At 60.1% G+C, this 19,006-nt stretch carries 17 protein-coding genes, 1 pseudogene and 2 riboswitches; of the genes and pseudogenes, 12 read left to right on the plus strand and 6 right to left on the minus strand.

All coding sequences use genetic code 11. The features are described from left to right. The first annotated feature begins 43 nt into the window (after positions 1-43). Positions 44-1,015, plus strand: coding sequence for a quinone oxidoreductase (locus B4F73_RS15070; protein WP_349679579.1), 972 nt, complete (start codon positions 44-46; stop codon positions 1,013-1,015). 44 nt (positions 1,016-1,059) lie between these two features. Beyond that, positions 1,060-1,545 (plus strand): REP-associated tyrosine transposase, encoded by a 486-nt coding sequence (locus B4F73_RS15075; RefSeq protein ID WP_290483675.1) that lies wholly within the window; start codon positions 1,060-1,062, stop codon positions 1,543-1,545. Between the two features lie 121 nt (positions 1,546-1,666). Here the strand turns inward: B4F73_RS15075 and B4F73_RS15080 are convergent, their stop codons facing one another. Next, positions 1,667-2,830 (minus strand): FRG domain-containing protein, encoded by a 1,164-nt coding sequence (locus B4F73_RS15080; RefSeq protein WP_290483676.1) that lies wholly within the window; start codon positions 2,828-2,830, stop codon positions 1,667-1,669. Between the two features lie 116 nt (positions 2,831-2,946). Between B4F73_RS15080 and B4F73_RS15085 the strand changes: the two genes are divergently transcribed. After that, positions 2,947-3,708, plus strand: coding sequence for a hypothetical protein (locus B4F73_RS15085; RefSeq protein ID WP_290483677.1), 762 nt, complete (start codon positions 2,947-2,949; stop codon positions 3,706-3,708). 317 nt (positions 3,709-4,025) lie between these two features. Here the strand turns inward: B4F73_RS15085 and B4F73_RS15090 are convergent, their stop codons facing one another. Beyond that, entirely contained in the window at positions 4,026-4,988 is a 963-nt protein-coding gene (locus B4F73_RS15090) for a M23 family metallopeptidase (RefSeq protein WP_290483678.1), read from the minus strand. Beyond that, positions 4,988-5,200, minus strand: a complete 213-nt coding sequence (locus tag B4F73_RS15095) for a DUF2093 domain-containing protein (protein WP_206992585.1) — start codon at positions 5,198-5,200, stop codon at positions 4,988-4,990. The genes B4F73_RS15090 and B4F73_RS15095 overlap by 1 nt, the downstream gene beginning before the upstream one ends. Positions 5,201-5,357: 157 nt before the next feature. Here B4F73_RS15095 and recA point away from each other — a divergent pair, with 157 nt between their 5' ends. The 3 genes from recA to metA all read left to right on the plus strand — a co-directional run bounded on the left by recA (position 5,358) and on the right by metA (position 10,400). After that, entirely contained in the window at positions 5,358-6,452 is a 1,095-nt protein-coding gene (gene recA, locus B4F73_RS15100; protein ID WP_290483679.1) for a recombinase RecA, read from the plus strand. A 187-nt stretch (positions 6,453-6,639) separates the two neighbouring features. Next, on the plus strand, positions 6,640-9,279 hold the full coding sequence (gene alaS / locus B4F73_RS15105; RefSeq protein ID WP_290483680.1) for an alanine--tRNA ligase: 2,640 nt from the start codon (positions 6,640-6,642) through the stop codon (positions 9,277-9,279). A gap of 44 nt (positions 9,280-9,323) precedes the next feature. Then, positions 9,324-9,401, plus strand: a riboswitch (SAM riboswitch). Positions 9,402-9,455: 54 nt separating this feature from the next. Further along, entirely contained in the window at positions 9,456-10,400 is a 945-nt protein-coding gene (gene metA, locus B4F73_RS15110) for a homoserine O-acetyltransferase MetA (protein WP_290481623.1), read from the plus strand. A gap of 35 nt (positions 10,401-10,435) precedes the next feature. On the opposite strand, the gene B4F73_RS15115 is transcribed toward metA, so the two are convergent. Genes B4F73_RS15115 through ispH form a run of 3 tightly spaced genes read right to left on the minus strand, consistent with a single transcriptional unit; the run spans position 10,436 to position 13,044 of the window. Next, a complete protein-coding gene (locus B4F73_RS15115) occupies positions 10,436-11,095 on the minus strand; it encodes a glutathione S-transferase (protein ID WP_290479032.1) in 660 nt (219 codons plus the stop codon). Beyond that, on the minus strand, positions 11,092-12,033 hold the full coding sequence (locus B4F73_RS15120) for a rhodanese-related sulfurtransferase (protein WP_290479031.1): 942 nt from the start codon (positions 12,031-12,033) through the stop codon (positions 11,092-11,094). The genes B4F73_RS15115 and B4F73_RS15120 overlap by 4 nt, the downstream gene beginning before the upstream one ends. 57 nt (positions 12,034-12,090) lie before the next feature. Continuing rightward, a complete protein-coding gene (gene ispH, locus B4F73_RS15125) occupies positions 12,091-13,044 on the minus strand; it encodes a 4-hydroxy-3-methylbut-2-enyl diphosphate reductase (protein ID WP_290483681.1) in 954 nt (317 codons plus the stop codon). A gap of 112 nt (positions 13,045-13,156) precedes the next feature. Here ispH and B4F73_RS15130 point away from each other — a divergent pair, with 112 nt between their 5' ends. From B4F73_RS15130 to B4F73_RS15155, 6 genes and pseudogenes are all read left to right on the plus strand, one after another. After that, positions 13,157-13,714: a hypothetical protein gene (locus B4F73_RS15130; protein ID WP_290483682.1), complete on the plus strand. Its 558-nt coding sequence runs from the start codon at positions 13,157-13,159 to the stop codon at positions 13,712-13,714. Positions 13,715-13,717: 3 nt separating this feature from the next. Beyond that, positions 13,718-15,490 (plus strand): arginine--tRNA ligase, encoded by a 1,773-nt coding sequence (argS, locus tag B4F73_RS15135; RefSeq protein WP_290479029.1) that lies wholly within the window; start codon positions 13,718-13,720, stop codon positions 15,488-15,490. A 70-nt stretch (positions 15,491-15,560) separates the two neighbouring features. Beyond that, the gene (locus B4F73_RS15140; protein ID WP_290481621.1) at positions 15,561-16,691 is read left to right on the plus strand and encodes a DUF697 domain-containing protein; all 1,131 of its coding nucleotides are present in this window, start codon (positions 15,561-15,563) and stop codon (positions 16,689-16,691) included. Positions 16,692-16,815: 124 nt separating this feature from the next. Then, positions 16,816-16,907, plus strand: a riboswitch (glycine riboswitch). 144 nt (positions 16,908-17,051) lie between these two features. Next, entirely contained in the window at positions 17,052-18,209 is a 1,158-nt protein-coding gene (gcvT, locus tag B4F73_RS15145; protein ID WP_290479027.1) for a glycine cleavage system aminomethyltransferase GcvT, read from the plus strand. A gap of 13 nt (positions 18,210-18,222) precedes the next feature. Beyond that, the gene (gene gcvH, locus B4F73_RS15150) at positions 18,223-18,594 is read left to right on the plus strand and encodes a glycine cleavage system protein GcvH (protein ID WP_290483683.1); all 372 of its coding nucleotides are present in this window, start codon (positions 18,223-18,225) and stop codon (positions 18,592-18,594) included. Positions 18,595-18,614: 20 nt separating this feature from the next. Continuing rightward, positions 18,615-19,006 (plus strand): annotated as a pseudogene (locus B4F73_RS15155) (glycine dehydrogenase); the annotation flags it as partial.

Genomic DNA, 19,006 nt, shown 5'->3' on the forward strand with positions numbered 1-19,006 from the left:
GGCGCTGAAGAGGAGGCTGGCGCTCCGGGTTTCTACTGCACACATGACACAGCCATACCGCATCCAGATGCATGAGACCGGCGGGCCAGACGTGCTCAAGGTCGAGGATTTCATCCCCCGCAAGCCCGGCCCCGGTGAGATCACCGTGCGCCAGAGCGCGGCGGGCCTCAACTTCATCGACACGTATCACCGCACCGGCCTCTATCCTGTGCGCTTTCCTTTCACGCCCGGCCAGGAGGGCGCCGGCGCGGTTCAGGAAGTCGGCGAGGGCGTCACCCATCTGAAGCCCGGCGACAAGGTCGCCTATCTGGGCAGCGGCACCTATGCCAGCCATTTCACCGGCCCGGCCGACCGCATGTTGCTCCTGCCGGATGACATCCGCCCGCAGGATGCCGCCGCCGTCCTGTTGAAAGGCCTCACCGCCTGGGCGCTGTTGTTCGAGGTCCGCCCGCTTCAGGCCGGGGAGACGATTCTCGTCTGGGCGCCCGTCGGCGGTGTCGGCAGCCTGCTCGTGCCATGGGCCGCCAGCCTTGGCGCGCGCGTCATTGCCGTCACCTCCACTGAGGCCAAGGCCGAAAAGGCAAAGGCGCTCGGCGCGTCAGACGTGATCATTGGCTATGAGGGCGTCGCGGACAGGGTGAAGGAATTGACCGGCGGGCGCGGCGTCGATGTTGCCTATGACAGTGTTGGCCGCATCAGCGCCGAGGAAAGCCTGAACAGCCTGCGGCCTGCGGGCTGGTTCGTCACGTATGGCAACGCCTCCGGCCCGGTTGAGCCGATCCCGCCCGGCCGTCTGGCCCAGGGCGGCTCACTGGTCATGACCCGGCCCACCCTGTTCCATTTCATTCCGGATGCGGACAGCCTCGCCCGCGGCGCCAGCCTCCTCTTCAGCGCCCTGAAGTCCGGCACAATAAACGCCGACATCGGCCAGCGCTTCCCGCTCTCAGAGGCGGCCAAAGCCCACGAAGCGATCGAGAGCGGCACCACGACCGGGGCGACGGTGCTCGTCCCGTAGGGCGGGTCAAGACCCGCCAAACAAAGGCGCCAAGGAGAAACGCCATGCCGGATTATAGACGTCTCTATATTCCGGGTGGCACCTTCTTCTTCACGGTCACGCTCAAGAACCGTACCTCGGATGTGCTGACAGCAAACATTGAGGCGCTCCGCCAAAGCTGGCGAGACGTGCGCGCACGTCGCCCGTTCGAGACGCCTGCTGCGGTCGTGCTGCCAGACCATACACATTTCATGATGACCTTGCCGGAAGGTGACCACGATTATTCAACCCGCATACGCCTCATCAAGGCAGGGTTCACCAAATGCCTGCCGGAGACCATAAAGGGCGAGGGCCGGAAGGGTGAACGGAATATCTGGCAACAGAGGTTCTGGGAGCATGCGATCCGGGATGAAAAGGATTATGAGGCGCACGTGAATTACATTCACCACAATCCGGTGAAGCACGGCTATGTCGATGAAGCGGACAAATGGCCCTTCTCGACATGGCATCGCTTCAAACGCGATTATGGAAAAGCATGGAGATCTGGGTAATGGCGGGTTACGCTCCACTAACCCGCCCTACAAAAACCAAAACCCCCGTAGGGCGGGTCAAGACCCGCCATCAAATTTTCGGTATTGAGCATACTTTAGACTGTGGAGTCATCGTTCGAGTTTAGTCATCAAAACGTAGTTGCCTCAAGGCTTCACAGCTTCCATCCAGTCCCGGAAAGAGAGACGACGCAGTGATTCCCATTGTACGTAAGTCGCGTAGAACGGTACTTCTCTCGCTCTTAGGAATATCTATGGCTTTCAAGTATTTTTCATTTTGCTGCAATTCATGGAAAGAGACGAAATGCTCAATGTCGTCGATATTGGTCAGCATCGATACGGCTTGCTGAGGCAAGGTCCGATGATTTAAGGGGCCAGCCAAGTCTAAAATAGTCACATGGGGTTTGACACGACTTACGTGATTATCTTTGGGAGTACGGGGATTATCCTCCCAAGCCTTTCTGGCGAATTCGAATATTCGTACGCTTCCTGTGTCGTCAGAGAACGGATTACGAAAGGCGAAATAGGCTGCGACGTATGGGGACTCAGTCCAATCGAGCAAAGGAGTAGGGAAGCCGTGATGCTGAACTAGATGAAAAAATTCTCCTAAACCATCAGGGTTTCCAAAATCAAACTTGTTCTCCACTATTGGTGACAAGTGCCTTCGTAATATTCGTGCATCTTCATCCATATAGCGCGACAAATCTGTTCTGCTAGTCCGGTGAAAAGAGGTTCTTAACTTCCACGCTCCTGGTTGCCCCCTATAAATGTGTTTAGAGACATCGGACGTGGAAACAAATTCCTTAAAGGAGCCCCAGTCACTAACTTCAGATTCAGGGTCGTATGATGATGGAATTGTGCTTCGGCTTTTTACGAGATGTCCTGATCCAATCGTTCCGATGTTTGTATGGTAATTTATACGTAGGCGACCATCTTCTTGTGTTTGGCATTGTAAGGTGGTCGAAGTTCCGTGCTGGTAGCCCGGAAAAACTCTTGGGACATCTTGGGCTATTACCGGTTCGCCCGTTGTAGTCAGGGCTAAAGTCGGAGCTTCAAATCGTGAGAATTGTTGTTTAGAGGTTCTTATGACTGCGAGTGTGCCGGGAATACCAGCGCCGTTTGGGAACAGCATTCCGGTGCCCCAGTACTGTTCACCGACTACGTCAAGATCGAGAATCGCTAAACCTCCAATCTCGCCGTCAAGCGTTCCAATCCACTGGCCTTCCAAATTGTCCACTTCTAGCCCCTCCATGGAGTATTTGCCGATATAGGAAATCGAATCTTTCATTTATGGTACTAGCGACTTGAGGTGCTTCTGTAGTCACTAAAACCTGCGTCGGCCTTATAAGACGAACAAAATAAATCTTATCCCACCCCTCTGAACCCTCCCGTATCCTTGCGGGCATGTTCGACCGGGACTCCCTCATCAAACGCGCGCTGGAGACGGGCTGGCCTTTTGTGGCCGGGCTGATGGCGGAAGTGCGCGGCGCGCTCACCGCGCCAGGCGAGGGCGCCGTGCCGCGCGCGGTCTATTATGCATCGCTCCGTACGCTGCGCGCCCTGGAATCTCTGGTGCGCCGCATGCTCTATCTCATGTCGCTGGAACTGGAGGTCAGCTGGACCCCGTCAGCGCCGCGCGCATCGGCTATGGACTCATCTGGACCAGTTATGGACACTTTACGGACCAGCCAGACCGGCCCCGCGCGGCAGGCCCCGGCGCGCAAGCTCGCCATGCTCGACACGCTGACGCTCTATTTTCCGCCGTTGGAGCCGCTTGAAACGCCCCCGGCAAGATACGGGCCTCGCCCCTCGATCTGGATGCTGGGCATGCCCCGCGCGCCAGAGCCCGAAGGCCCGCCCGAAACGCTGGACCCCGCGCCGCTGCTGGCGCGGCTGGAGCGGCTCACCACAAGTTGCGCTGACCCCGCCGCCGAGGCGCGGCGCATGGCGCTGTGGCAGGCGCGTCGCCGGGCCGAGCTTCAGGCCGGCAAGCGCGGGCGCATGCATCCGCTGCGCATGGGCCGCCCGCCGGGCTATGTGAAAGACCGGCTGAGGCGCGACACGCTGCAGCGAAAACTCTGGGATTTCTGGCAGTTCTGCCATTGGGCCGATACGGCCACGGACCCGCCCGCGCGGCCCGCCGGAGCAGGGCTGGCCCCGGCCTGACCGGGGCGGCCATTCGTTAAAATCTGGACATCGGGGGAGGCTGCAATCTCCGCCCACCCGCGCCTTGGGAGGGGCTAAGGGCGAGCGGAGCCATGGGCGGCTGGGTGCAATTGATGGGTACCGCCCATTCAGGTTCGGTGTGCTGCAGATATTACAGGTTCCGCAGACCCGGGGGGCGCAGCGCGAATCCGGGAGAGGGGTGTGTGTTCGCGCTACGGGTGAATTATGCGCCACAGGTCTGAAGGGCGCGTTTCCGCAAAGGGCGCAATTGCGCAGGCGCGGGCAAGCCTGCGGTAACCTTGATTCATCATTTAGGATTAAGGCGCGGGCTGTAACTCCAGCAACAAGGCCGGGTCGATATAGAAATCGCCGTCCCGGCTGCGCGCTTCGGGATTGCGCCACTTCACCGCCCAATGCAGGTGCGGCCCGGTCGTGCGGCCGGTATTGCCGGTCTTGGCCAACAAGTCGCCCGTGTCGACCTCATCGCCCGCCGCCACATCGACCGCTGACAGATGCATGAACACCGAGACCAGGCCATGGCCATGGTCCAGGAACACGGTGCCGCCTTCATAATAGAGATCCGGATCGGCCAGGATCACCACGCCCGGCGCGGGCGCGCGAACCTCGGTGCCCACCGGCGCGGCCATGTCATAGCCGCGATGCACCGATGTGCTCTCGCACGGCTCGCCGGTCACTTTCGAGACGCCGGTATATTTCCGCGTCGGCCCAAAGGGCGACGAGGTTGGCGCATCGGCCGGTTTCACAAAACCTTCCAGCGCGCCGGGGCCGGGATTGAAGCTGGCAAACGAGTCCTGCTTCTTCACCCAGCTGCGCGAGGCATGTGCCTTCTGTTCAGCCGAGCGGGCATCGACCTTGTCGCAGTCAAAGCCCGAAATTTCGCGGTATTCATCCTGGCGCTCGGCAATCTGGAGATCCCCGAATGCGCCGCTGTCATGCGACCAGCCGACAACACTCGGCGCGCGCGTGCTGAGCCCGAACTGCGCCGTGCCCATTTCGCTGACAGTCAGCTTTGTTCCCGCGACCGTGAACGTACTGCCCGGTTCGGCTGAACAAATCACCAGCCCGCCCTGTACCAGAACGCCGTCACATGTCGGCGCGATGACCTGAACAGGTGTCTCTGTCTCAATTTCAGGCTCAGCCACCGGGGCTGGCGCAGCAGGAACAGGTGCCATGTCAGGCGCAGGCGTTGGCGCAGGAGACTCTGCCGCTGCACACGCCACCACAAATGTTGCCAGTCCCGTCAGCAGCGCGCGGCGCATCAGTGACCAGCCTTGACCATGCGCTGGCTCGCCGCCTCGGCATCCCAGTAGGCTTCCTGCAGGTCCACGCTCCAATAGCGTAGGGCCTGGAGCGGGATCTTCCGGCCGGTCACCGCGCAGGTGACATAGTCTCCCGGCGCGATCATTTCGATGTCGGCGTCGAGATAGCGAAGGCGGGCTTCGCCGGCGGGGCGGCTGGATCGGTCAAGCATATGCGCGACCATGCCTGAAACAGCACCAAAAGAAAAGATGTAGCGCGCAGGAAGTTTCCCCTTTGTTCCGCAGAACAAATATGGTACATCCGACTCAGCAACGGCAAACGGGGGCCTTGCCAAATGCGGCCCCATGGTAGACCTAAGGAGACGACTCATGGCCAAAGCGGCGCTACAACTCGTGGACAAGGAATCAGGCGTGGACAAGCAGAAAGCTCTTGAAACAGCTTTGGGCAATATTGAGCGGTCCTTCGGCAAGGGCTCGGTCATGCGCCTTGGCGACAAGAAGGTAATGGATGTCGAAGCGGTGCCCACCGGTTCGCTCGGCCTCGACATTGCGCTCGGCATTGGCGGCCTGCCCAAGGGCCGTATCATCGAAATCTATGGTCCGGAAAGCTCGGGCAAGACGACGCTGGCCCTGCACAGCGTGGCAGAAGCCCAGAAGAATGGCGGCGTCTGTGCCTTCATCGACGCCGAACACGCGCTGGATCCGCTCTATGCGGGCAAGCTCGGTGTGGACCTTGATGACCTTCTGATCTCCCAGCCGGACACGGGTGAACAAGCGCTCGAAATCGCTGACACGCTGGTCCGTTCCGGCGCGGTTGATCTACTGGTCATTGACTCGGTGGCGGCCCTCACGCCACGCGCTGAACTCGAAGGCGAGATGGGCGACTCTTTGCCAGGTCTGCAGGCCCGCCTGATGAGTCAGGCGCTGCGCAAGCTGACCGGCTCGATCTCCAAATCCAAATGTATGGTGATCTTCATCAACCAGATCCGCATGAAGATCGGCGTCATGTTCGGCAGCCCGGAGACCACGACCGGCGGGAACGCCCTGAAATTCTACGCCTCGGTCCGGCTCGACATCCGCCGCATTGGCGCGATCAAGGACCGGGACGAAGTGATCGGCAACCAGACACGCGTCAAAGTAGTCAAGAACAAGGTTGCGCCGCCCTTCCGCCAAGTCGAATTTGACATTCTTTATGGCGAAGGCATTTCCAAGACGGGTGAACTCATTGATCTTGGCGTGAAGGCTGAAGTCGTTGAAAAGGCTGGCTCCTGGTACTCCTACAAGGGAGAGCGCATGGGGCAGGGCCGCGAGAAGACCCGTAACTTCCTGAAGGAAAACCCGGCCATCGCCGACGAGATCGAGGATGCGATCCGGCGCAATGCAGGCCTTCTGGCGGATGAATTGCTGAATGCCGGCATGGAATCCGAACAGGAAGACGATCTGCCAGACGCCGCAGAAGGCTGATCCACAGGATTTCTGGTCCTGAAATACACATTTCAGGGCCAGAAATACCCTCTCTCTCTCTCCAGAGAACTGTCCCTTTGTGGCGCACCCCGCTTGGCGTGCCGCAAAGGGACCTTTATATCGCCGGTGTAATAAGTGCGTCGATTGACTCGGCCGCAACACTGATCGCAAGGACACAGAGCTGCCCATGACCGGCGTAAACGAGATTCGCGAGACCTTTCTTTCCTTCTTCGAGAAGCGAGGGCACCTGCGTCAGGCATCTGCGCCGCTCATCCCGCAGAACGATCCCACCCTGCTCTTCGTCAATGCTGGTATGGTGCCGTTCAAGAACATCTTTACCGGTGCCGAGACGCCCCCCGGCCCGCGCGCGACGACATCTCAGAAATGCGTTCGCGCCGGCGGCAAGCACAATGACCTCGACAATGTCGGCTACACGGCCCGCCACCATACCTTTTTCGAAATGCTCGGGAATTTTTCCTTCGGCGACTATTTCAAGGAAGACGCAATCGAATTCGGTTGGGAGCTGTGCACCAAGGAATTCGCGCTCGACCCGAAAAAACTCCTCGTCACGGTCTATGCCGAAGACGATGAAGCCGCAGCGCTCTGGAAAAAGATCGCCGGCCTCGAGGATTCCCGGATCATCCGGATCGGCACATCGGACAATTTCTGGTCCATGGGTGACACCGGTCCGTGCGGCCCGTGTTCCGAAATCTTCTATGATCATGGCGAAAGCGTTCCCGGAGGCCCTCCCGGCAGCCCGGATGAGGATGGCGACCGGTTCATCGAAATCTGGAACCTCGTTTTCATGCAGTTCGACCAGCAGGCCGATGGCTCGCGCAAAAATCTCCCCAAGCCCTCCATTGATACCGGCATGGGTTTGGAGCGGATTTCGGCCGTCCTGCAGGGCGTCCACAACAATTACGACATCGATCTCTTCAAATCGCTGATCGCGGCCGAGGAAGACCTCTATGGTGCGAAGGCTGCAGGCGACCAGCTTGCCTCCTTCCGCGTCATCGCCGACCATTTGCGCACATCGGCCTTCCTGATTGCTGATGGCGTCCTGCCGTCGAATGAGGGCCGGGGATACGTCCTGCGCCGCATCATGCGCCGCGCGATGCGCCACGGACACCTGCTCGGCGCGCGCGAACCGCTGATGTACAAACTTGCCCCGGCGCTGATCTCGGAAATGGGCAAGGCCTATCCGGAGCTTGGCCGCGCCAAGGCCGCCATTGAGTCTGCCCTCGAACAGGAAGAGGCTCGCTTCCAGCGCACTTTGGGCAATGGCTTGTCGCTGCTCGACAAGGAAACGGCGGACATGAAGGCCGGCGATGCGCTGCCGGGCGACGTCGCCTTCAAACTATCCGACACGTATGGTTTCCCACTCGACCTCACGCAGGACATCCTGCGCGGGCGGGAGATGAGCGTCGATGTTGATGGTTTTGAAACCGCGCTCGAGCAACAGCGCCAGGATAGCCGCGCAGCAGGGTTCTCCTCCGGAGATCAGGCAACGGATGATATCTGGTTCCGCGTCCGCGACGATGCTGGCGCCACAAGTTTCACCGGCTATGATGGCACCGAAGGCAAGGGCAAGCTGGTCGCAATCGCTGCTGGCGGCGCACGGGTTGATGCACTGTCTGCCGGCCCGGCTGAACTCGTTTTCGACACAACGCCTTTCTATGCAGAATCCGGCGGTCAGGCCGGCGACCATGGTGAGATAGTGTTCGGTAACGGCGCGCGCTTCATCGTGCGCGATGTCCAGAAGCGAGCAGGTGACCTGCACGTTCACATCGGGGAGCTTGTCTCGGGCGAAGCCAGGCTCGGCGACACGGCCAGCCTGCATGTCGATGCCGCCCGTCGCCGCGCCATCATGGCCAACCATTCGGCAACCCACATCATGCATGCTGCCTTGCGCAATGTGCTCGGCGAACATGTCACGCAGAAGGGCTCACTGGTCGAGGCTGATCGCTTTCGTTTTGATTTTTCGCACAATGGTCCGATGACGCCAGCAGAACTCGAAGCGGTCGAGGATGAAGTCAATGCCCAGATTCGCGAAAACCACCCGACGGGCATTCAGGTAACTTCACCTGACAAGGCCATCGAAGCGGGGGCACTTGCATTGTTCGGTGAGAAGTATGGCGACGAAGTCCGTGTGCTGTCCATGGGCACCGGCGATGCACGGCGCTATTCAGTTGAACTGTGCGGCGGTACCCATGTCGAGCGTGCCGGGGATATCGGCGTATTCGTGATCATGTCAGAGAGTGGTGTGTCGGCAGGCGTGCGCCGAATCGAAGCGGCAACAGGCGCCGAGGCGCTGGCCTATCTCAAGGGACGCGCCCAGATTGCGGTAGACCTTGCCGAGAGCTTGAAAGTTCCGCTCAAGGATGTCCCGCGCCGAGTGGCTGCGCTCGGCGAGGAGCGTAGGTCGCTGGAAAAAGAACTGGCCGACGTCAAGCGCAAGCTCGCCATGGGCGGCGGCGGTGGCGCGCCGGCCGGGCCGGAAGAGATCAATGGCGTGAAACTGATGGCGCGCATTGCTGAAGGTGTGGGCGGCAAGGAGTTGCGCACGCTGGTGGATGAGGCCAAGGCCCAGATCGGATCCGGCATCGTGGCCTTTGTCGGCGTCGCCGATGGCAAGGCCGGTGTTGCCGTTGGGGTGACCAAGGACCTGACCGACACCTATTCGGCGGTCGATCTCGTCAAGGCGGCCAGCGAGGCGCTTGGTGGCAAGGGCGGTGGCGGACGGCCTGACATGGCTCAGGCGGGCGGCCCTGATACCGACAAGGCCGACGATGCGCTCGCCGCTGTTCGCGCGGCGATTGCGGGCTGATCCCCTCACGCGAACCGATTGACTCCCGCCACGGGGCGCCTATGTAGAGGCCCCGTGGTGATTTGGTCGGTCGGCTTGCAGCCACGTTAAACAACTTGCTAAAAGGCTGCGCGGGAAATCCGAACACGCTCACAGCAAGATTCCGACTGGCCGAAACTGGTAGCGGAGTAGAGCCTATGCCCATTCGAATTCCTGACGGTTTGCCCGCGCGCGACCTGCTCGTGCGTGAAGGCGTGCAGGTGCTCGATGAATCCATCGCAACGCGTCAGGATATTCGCCCGATGCGGATTGCGCTGCTCAATCTGATGCCGAACAAGATCGAGACTGAATCCCAGATCGCCCGCCTTGTCGGCGCGACGCCGCTGCAGGTGGAGTTGACTCTGGTGCGCATCGGCAGCCATGTGGCGCGCAACACGCCGGAGGATCACCTCATCTCCTTCTACCATACCTGGGATGAGGTTAAGGATCGCAAGTTTGACGGCTTCATTATTACCGGTGCGCCGATTGAGACCCTGCCGTTCGAGGACGTCACCTATTGGGACGAACTCACGCAAATTCTCGACTGGACCGAGACTCATGTTCATTCCAGCTTCTTCATCTGTTGGGGGGCCATGGCGGCCGTGCATCATTTCCATGGCGTGCCTAAGCATACTCTCGAAGAGAAGGCGTTTGGTGTCTATCGTCACCATAACCGCAAACCGGAATCTCCGTTCCTCACGGGCTTCTCGGATGATTTCTCGATCTCGGTGTCCCGCTGGACCGAAGTGCGCCGCGAAAATATTCCGTCCGGCAGTGGTCTGAACATCCTGATGGAGAGTGACGAGACCGGGCTCTGCCTGTTGCATGAGGCCCGCGGCAACCGGCTTTATATCTTCAATCATATCGAATATGACTCAACCTCTCTGGAGAATGAGTATCGCCGAGATGTGGCGTCAGGTAAGCAGATTGCTGTGCCGGCCAATTACTTCCCGGATGACGACCCCAGCCGCAAGCCGAAAAATCGCTGGCGATCCCACGCGTTTCTTCTGTTTGGAAACTGGATAAATCAGATGTACCAGACCACGCCCTATAATCTGGAAGATATCGGGACGGATCGTGCCGGTGATAGCAAGACCAGATAACCGGTTTTTGTGAGTAGGCGGTAAGCTTTGGGTGGTCAGGCGGCAGCGGGCAATAATGGCTCGTCACTGCCCGGTTCCCACTGGGCATATTTCGCCATCACACTCTTGAACAGGGCGCTATGCTTGTGACCGTCCAGCCAGACCTGTAGCGCAGGCAAATCCTGCGCCCGGAACCAGTCCATGTCGGTATGCGCATACTGGCGGACGAAGGGGAATATGGCCATATCGGCCAGGCTGCGCGTTGGCCGCACAAGCTGGCCGCCATGTGCTTCCAGCCTTGAATTAAGGTCCCGAAGTATGTCGAGCCCCGCCTCTCGCGCCGCGCCGGGGACAAGATCTTCGTCGGAGTACCGGTTGGGGTATTTATAGCGATCCAGCGCGTGTTTGAACACGCCATCATTGCGGGAGATCAACATGTCCGTCGTTTCCGGGTCTGCCGCCAGCCAGCCCTCGGGGTCATTCTGCGCCAGCGACCACCGCATGACGTCGAGGCTCTCGTCCACGACCTCACCAGAGGTCGTTACCAGAACCGGCACCGTGCCCTTGGGGCTGGCGGCCAGCATGTCGGCGGGCTTGTCGCGGAGCACCACTTCGCGAACATGGACCGGTAGACCTGCCATAGACAGACCCATTCGTCCACGCATCGCATAGGGACAGCGCCGGAACGTATAGAGGATGTGCCCTGGCGCGCTCACGCGTCTTCGCTCCGCCGCGCCTCCGGGCCCATATGTTCCTGACCTCGTTTGCGGGCAAGGTCGATTTGCTTCTGCCGTTCGGCGAAACGTGCGCGCTGTTCATCGCTCATTTCGTCAATACAGTGCGGGCAGGAAACGCCAGGCACGTAGGCGGCCTCCGCCTTGTCTTCATCCGTGATCGGCCGTTTGCAGGCATGGCACATATCATAGCTGCCGGGGGTGAGATCATGGCGCACCGACACGCGTTCGTCGAAGACGAAACATTCGCCGCGCCATTTGCTGTCGGTCTCCGGAACGGTCTCGAGATATTTCAGAATGCCGCCTTTCAGGTGGAACACGTCGTCAATGCCTTCGGCCTTTACAAAGCTGGTCGCCTTTTCACAGCGGATGCCGCCGGTGCAGAACATGGCAACTTTGGGCGTGCGTCCTTCGGCTTCCAGCCGCTCACGGAACTTGCGGAACCAGTCCGGAAATTCGCGGAATGTTTTTGTCTCCGGATCGATCGCGCCTTCGAACGTGCCGATGGAATATTCATAATCATTGCGCGTATCGATCAGCACAGTGTCCGGGTCGCTGATGAGGTCGTTCCACTCGGTTGGCTCGACATAGGTGCCGACCAGCGCATTCGGGTCTGTGCCCTGTATGCCCATGGTCACGATTTCCTTTTTCAGGCGCACTTTGAGGCGCAGGAAAGGCATCTCGTCGGTTTCGGAGAACTTGGCTTCAAGGTCGACCGCGCCCGGCAGGGCACGCAAAGTGGCCAGCGTCGCCTCGACGCCCTCGGCTGTCCCGGCAATCGTGCCATTCACGCCCTCGGAGGCGAGCAGCACCGTGCCTTTTACACCCGCGCCGCACAGCGTCTCCGCCAGCGCAGCCCGGCGGGCTTCAAAGTCCGGAAAGGAAAAGAATTTGTAGAAGGCAGCAACAGTGTAGGTCATGCGCGACCTTATGCCAGAATGTTGCAGCGATTTGAATATCCGGCAGCAGGCAGACGCCTAAGCCGGCTCGGACAATATGCGCGGCAATTTGAAAGTTACCGTTTCACGCGCTGTTTCGACCTTTTCAACCGACACATCGAAGCGCTCGGAACAGGCATTGATCACGCCCTGCACCAGGTCTTCCGGCGCGCTCGCTCCAGCCGTCAGGCCAAGTATGCTCACACCTTCAAACCAGGCCCAGTCGATATTCTCGGCGCTCGCGACCAGTTCTGCCCGTGCGGCGCCCGCACGTTTGGCCACTTCGACCAGGCGAACCGAATTCGAGCTTGTGGTCGCCCCGATCACGAGAACGAGATCTGTGCCGGGCGCGAACGACTTCACCGCTTCCTGACGATTGGTGGTGGCGTAGCAGATATCTTCCTTGTGAGGGCTCGAAATGCCCGGAAAGCGCGTCTGCAGCGCCGCCACGATGTCTGCTGTATCGTCAACAGAGAGGGTTGTCTGGGTCACGAAAGCGACATTGTCCGGATTTTTCGGCGCGAAGCTCGCCACGTCTTCAACGGTCTCGATCAGGGTGATGGTATCACCCGGCAACTGGCCCATCGTGCCAATCACTTCCGGGTGTCCGGCATGGCCGATCAGCACAATTTCACGGCCTTCCCGGTGATGGCGCTCAGCCTCGACATGCACTTTGGAGACGAGTGGGCAGGTAGCGTCGACAAAGATCATGTTGCGGCGCTGGGCTTCGGCCGGCACGGATTTCGGCACGCCATGGGCGGAGAATATCACCGGGCGATCTTCCGGGCATTCGTCCAGTTCTTCGACAAAGATAGCGCCCAGATCCTCGAGTCGGCTCACCACATGGGCATTGTGGACGATTTCGTGGCGCACATAGACCGGCGCGCCCCACTTTTCGAGCGCTTCCTCGACGATCTGGATGGCCCGATCAACGCCAGCGCAGAAGCCGCGCGGCGCCGCAAGTCGGATCACAAGAGGCTGCCTGTCGTTCATTTCATCCTACTTCCTGCCTGCGGGCGTTGCGCCGAGACGTCTGGGCCTTTAACACATCTGCAGCAACAGATGGACAGGCCTTTGCATCAGGCCAAGAAGGACACGCCGACGCATGATCAAATATGCCCCACTTCTCGCCGCGGTCATTCTCACTGGCTGTGGTGCCGGAAAGATCGCGGACAGTTTCGACACGCGCCAGAATGCCGGCCCGTGCCCACCCGTCGGTGCCCTCTATGATTCGTCGCGCTATGTCGAATTTGATGGTGGTGGCGAGCTGTATTCCAATATCGAATTCACGGGTGAAATCATCAATGTACGGCTGTTCTGCCGTTATGTTGAGGACAATCCACTGGAAGCTGAAGTCGAGATCGATTTCGCGTTCGGCAAAGGCCCCGCAGCGGATTCCAGTGCTCACACTTACCCTTACTACGTCGCGGTCACGCGCCGGAACGGCAAGGTGCTGGCAAAGAAATACTTCAACACCGAGGGCAATTTCCGGGGCCAGAACCTGACCGGAAAAACCGAAGTCATAGGCACAATCGAAATTCCGCGTGTGGATGAGTCGATTTCGGGCACGAACTTCGAAGTCGTCGTGGGGTTCGAACTGACCCAGGAGCAATTGGAATTCAACCGCGCGGGCAAGCGTTTCCGCATGGATGCCGGACAGTAACCAATGGCCAGCCTGATCAATGATCTGTCGGTGGCCGCCAGCGCCGCCTTTGAAGCCATGGGGCTGGAGTCGAAATGGGGCGCCGTGCGCCGCTCTGACAAGCCGGAATTCGCGGACTTCCAGTGTAACGGCGCAATGGGGGCGGCCAAGTCGGCCGGCAAGAACCCGCGCGAGATTGCCGGTGAGATCGCGGCGACACTGAAAGATCATCCCATGGTCCTGTCGGCAGAAGTCGCCGGGCCGGGCTTCATCAATATCCGCGTCTCCGACGAGGCGATGTCGGCGCGTGCTGCGGGCATCCTGTCGGACGACATGGCGGGCGGCGAACTGGCGGCTGACCCCAAGGTCACTGTGATCGACTTTGGTGGCCCGAACGTGGCCAAGCCGATGCATGTCGGACATCTGCGCTCCGCCGTGATCGGCGACACATTGGTGCGACTACTCCGTTTTCTCGGCGACAAGGTAACAGGCGACACCCATCTCGGCGACTGGGGGCTCCAGATGGGCCACCTCGTGACAGAACTGTATGACGAGCAGCCCGATCTGATCTATTTCGACGCCGTCTATGAGGGCCCGTATCCGGAACAGCCACCCGTCACGATCGAAGACCTCGCACGCCTCTACCCGGCGGCCAGCAACAAGGCCAAGGCGGATGCGGCGCGCAATGAGCGCAGCCAGAAGGCCGTGGCCGAACTCCAGGCCGGGCGACCAGGTTATCGCGCCCTGCTGCGACATTTCATTGATGTGTCGGTCGCTGCGCTCAAGATCGACTATGAATTCCTGAACGTTCATTTCGACCTGTGGAAGGGCGAGAGTGATGTCGATCACTTGATCCCGGGTCTCGTCGAGAAGTTCAAGGACGCCGGCCTTTCCGAAGAAGACGACGGCGCCGTGATCGTTCGCATCGAGCGTGAGAGCGACAAGAAGGACATGCCGCCGATCATGCTGGTCAACAGCCGCGGCGGCACGGGCTATCATACCACCGACCTCGCGACGATTGAGGACCGGATGGAGCATATGGATCCAGTTCCGGAACTGATGCTCTATGTCGTGGACCAACGTCAGGCGCTGCATTTCGAACAGGTCTTCCGCGCCGCCGAAATGCTGGGCCTGATCGATGAAGGCCATATGGAACACATCGGCTTCGGCACGGTGAACGGTCCCGACGGCAAGCCGTTCAAGACCCGCGAAGGCGGCGTGCTTCGGCTGGCGGACCTCAACGCCATGGCCTTCGAAGAAGCCCAGAAGAAGATTGCGGAAGCCGGAAAGCTGCCGGAAGACATGTCGGAAGACGAGCGCCGGGATGTAGCCGCCAAGGTGGCGCTGGCGGCACTGCGCTTCTCGGACCTGCACAACACCCGGACTAGTAACTACGTCTTTGATCTCGACCGCTTCACGAGCTTTGAGGGCAAGACTGGGCCATATTTGCTCTATGCGGCCGTGCGGATCAAATCGGTCCTGCGCAAGGCAGAAGAGGCTGGCCACAAGGCTGGCGAGATCCGGATCGGCCATGACGCCGAACGCGCGCTTGTGTTGCAACTGGATGGCTTCGCGGCGACGCTGCTGCAGGCGCGTGAAAAGCGTATGCCGCACATCCTCTGCGAGCATGTCTACAATCTCGCGCAGGGGTTCAGCGCCTTCTATGCTGCGCTGCCGATTGCGTCCGAAGAAGACCCTGACCTTCGCGCCAGCCGGCTTGCCCTGTCAGCCGCCGTGCTCAAGCAACTCGAAACTGGCCTCGACCTTCTCGGCATTCGCATTCCGGAGCGCATGTAGCTACGTATTGCCTTGGCCCAACTCCTCGCTGATCCTCTTCGGAGAGATCAGTCAGTAGAGGAGTTCCGATATGGCCAAGACCATGCCAGTCCCGGTGGAGACCAGTTCAGACAGCGCGTACCAATGGGAGTTTGCATCCCAATGGTCGAAAGCCTGGAAAGTCATCAAATGGTCTGGAGCGGCGCTGCTGACGCTCGCCTTCCTGACCGTGATCGGACAGGGATTTCTGTTCTACCGCCTGTTCGACGATGTACACCCGGTGCTGGGGTACGCGTTCATCCTGCTGCTGGCGGGATTGTTGCTTTTGCTGGTCGGGCGGCCTCTCGCGTCATTCCTGTCCATGCCCGTCGCAGCGAAACCGCCCCATACGCCGTTCGACATTGAAAACCCGGACATATCGCTCCTGTCGCAGCGCCTGAAATACGATTTGAAATATCTCACCATGTTGAAGCGCAATCCGCTCCTGGTCGAGGACGTGGCGTCTATCGAGGAAGGCATGGTGGCCGGGCGCGCTTTGCTGGCCCGGTTCGCGGCGGCGGACATGACAGAGGCCGCCACGGTCGCAGCAGACCTTGAAGCTTTCCAGAAGCGCCATATCGAAATCCATCTCAAGAAACTCGACGCCAAGGTCGACAAGCTGATCCATGCCGAAGCGGTCGGCGTCGGCGTGGCCACGGCTTTCTCCATGAACGGCACCGTTGATGCTTTCGTGGTGCTGTGGCGCAATGCGAACTTGATCGCGAAGATTTCCCAGATCTATTTTGGCCGCCCACATCTCGGCGGCACATTACTGATCCTTCGGGACGTGGCGGCCATCGTCGTGGTCAGCCGTGCGTTGGAAGATGTGACCGACATGACGGGGGATGTGATCGGCGGCCTGTTGGGGCGTATGGGCGGATTGATCGCCGGACCGGTCATGGACGGAGCGGTAAACGCCATGCTGACCCTGAAGATGGGGTATCTCGCCAAGCGCCGCTGCCGGGCCTTTGAAGGCTGGTCCGCGCGACAGGCCCGCTCGATTTCTGCCGAAGCACTTGCACGCGTGAAAAAGGAATCCGGCTCGGTCGCGACGGATCTGCTCAAGCGTTGCGGCGGGCTTACTTCGCGCGCGGCCTGGGCGGCAGAGCAGACCATGTCGGGCTCGAAAAATGCGTGGTCGATGGTGCAGGGGTGGTTTGGGCGCAAGGCGACGGAAGTCTGATGCACGCCGGCCTGCCTGTTCGCCGGCCTGCCTGTTTGCCGGGCAGTGTCGGCGTTCGGGCAGGCGATTGCTGACTCTGCGCTTGCTGGCCATCAGAATCCGCGCTAGTTCGACTCGTATAGACGAACTCCTCCCGGGAGAGAGCGGGTACCCAACCCCGCCGCCGAAGGCGCAACCGCCCCGGAAACGCTCAGGCAAAAGGACCGGGAGAGAGACAACACGCTGGAAAGAGACGGGCTGATGGTGCCGTCTCGCCGAAGGAGCAAGCCCGCATGCCGGGCGGAATCTCTCAGGCGCCCAGGACAGCGGGGGCGACGATGCGCAGCTTGAGGTTGCCCCGTCTCCTTATGAAAGGGCGTCATGGACGACACGACGACAGAGAATTTAAAGCGCACGCCGCTCCATGCCTTGCACGAAGAGCTGGGCGCGAAGCTTGTGCCGTTCGCCGGCTATGAAATGCCGGTCCAGTATCCAATGGGCGTCAAGGACGAGCATCTCTGGACGCGCACGCAGGCGGGCCTGTTTGATGTCTCCCATATGGGTCCATGCTTCCTGTCGCTGGCCGATGGCATTGGCGGCGGTGATGACGCGCATGCCGAGATCGCCGCGCTGGTCGAGACGCTGGTGCCGTCAGATATTGCAAGTCTCAAGGAGGGCCAGGCACGCCTGACTGTGCTGCTCAATGAAGAGGGCGGCATTCTGGATGACCTCATCATTACCCGCCCGATCGGGGAAAATGCGCAAGGTTCGCTCTACATTGTCGTGAACGGCGCTGTGAAGGAAGCTGACTGGGCGCTCTTTGAGCGGACATTTGAAGGCAAGGCCGTATTGACGCGCGCCGATGACCGTATCCTGTTCGCCCTGCAAGGCCCGAAGGCCGCTGATGTGATGAGCGACTTCTTCCCCGGCTGCGAAGATCTGAAATTCATGCGTCACATGCCGTTCGAGCTGAATGGATCGCGCTGCATCGTGTCGCGTTGTGGTTATACGGGCGAGGATGGGTTTGAAGTGCTTGTCTCGCCGGAGGCTGGCCTGCCGCTCGTCAAGGAAATGCTGACCGACGACCGGGTGAAGCCGATCGGTCTTGGCGCGCGGGATTCCCTGCGTCTCGAGGCTGGGCTTTGCCTCTATGGCCACGACATGGATACGACCCGCGACCCGGTCGAGGCAGACCTTGCCTGGGTGATCCAGAAGAAACGCCGTGAACGCGCTGACTTTCCGGGGGCGGAACGTATTATGAAGGCTCTCGCCGCCGGCCCGGCTGAAGTTCGTGTTGGTATCCAGCCGCTGGAGCGCGCGCCAGCCCGCGAGGGAACCGTGATCGAAGTTGGTGGCGAAGCAGTTGGCATTGTCACGTCCGGTGGCTTTGGACCTAGTGTCGATGCGCCCATCGCAATGGGTTATGTGCGCACAGACCTGGCTGAGCCTGGCACGAAAATCGACCTGATGGTGAGAGGCAAGGCGCGTCCCGCAGAAGTGTGCGCGCTGCCTTTCGTGGCACACAATTACAAACGCTGAGAGGGAATTGGGCATGACAACTTACTATACTGAAGACCATGAATGGATCACCGTGGATGGCGGTGTTGCCACGGTTGGGATCACCAAATACGCCGCCGAGCAGCTCGGCGATGTTGTGTTTGTCGAAGTGCCGGAAGCAGGTGCCAGCTTCGCCAAGGGCGACGACATGGCAGTGGTCGAAAGCGTCAAGGCGGCTTCGGATGTATACGCCCCCGTCGGCGGTGAAGTCGTGGAGGGCAATGCCGCCCTCGCTGACGCACCTGAGACGGTCAACGAAGACCCTGAAGACAAAGGCTGGTTTTGCAAGTTGAAACTGACCGATGCCGGCGAACTTGGATCGCTGATGAATGCGGATGCCTACAAGGCATTTTGTGACGGCCTGTAGGCGTTGATGGAGTAGCACATATGAGATACCTCCCCCTGACCCCGGAAGACCGTGCAGAAATGCTGGCGACCATCGGCGCCAAAACAGTCGATGAATTCTTCACGGACGTACCTGAAGCTGCGCGCCTCGGCAGCACGATTGAAGGCTTGCCGGACCATCAGGGGGAGCTCGCGGTCGAGCGCCACATGTCGAATCTCGCGGCCAAGAACCGGTCGGCCTCGTCCGGTCCGTTCTTTGTCGGGGCGGGCGCCTACAAGCATCATGTTCCGGCTACGGTCGACATGGTGATCCAGCGCTCTGAATTCCTGACGACCTATACGCCCTACCAGCCAGAAATCGCGCAGGGCACGCTGCAAACCTTGTTCGAATTCCAGACCCAGGTTGCGGCGATGACCGCCATGGATGTGGCAAA

The sequence above is a fragment of the Hyphomonas sp. UBA3601 genome, assembly GCF_002375605.1.
Taxonomy (GTDB): Bacteria; Pseudomonadota; Alphaproteobacteria; order Caulobacterales; family Hyphomonadaceae; genus Hyphomonas.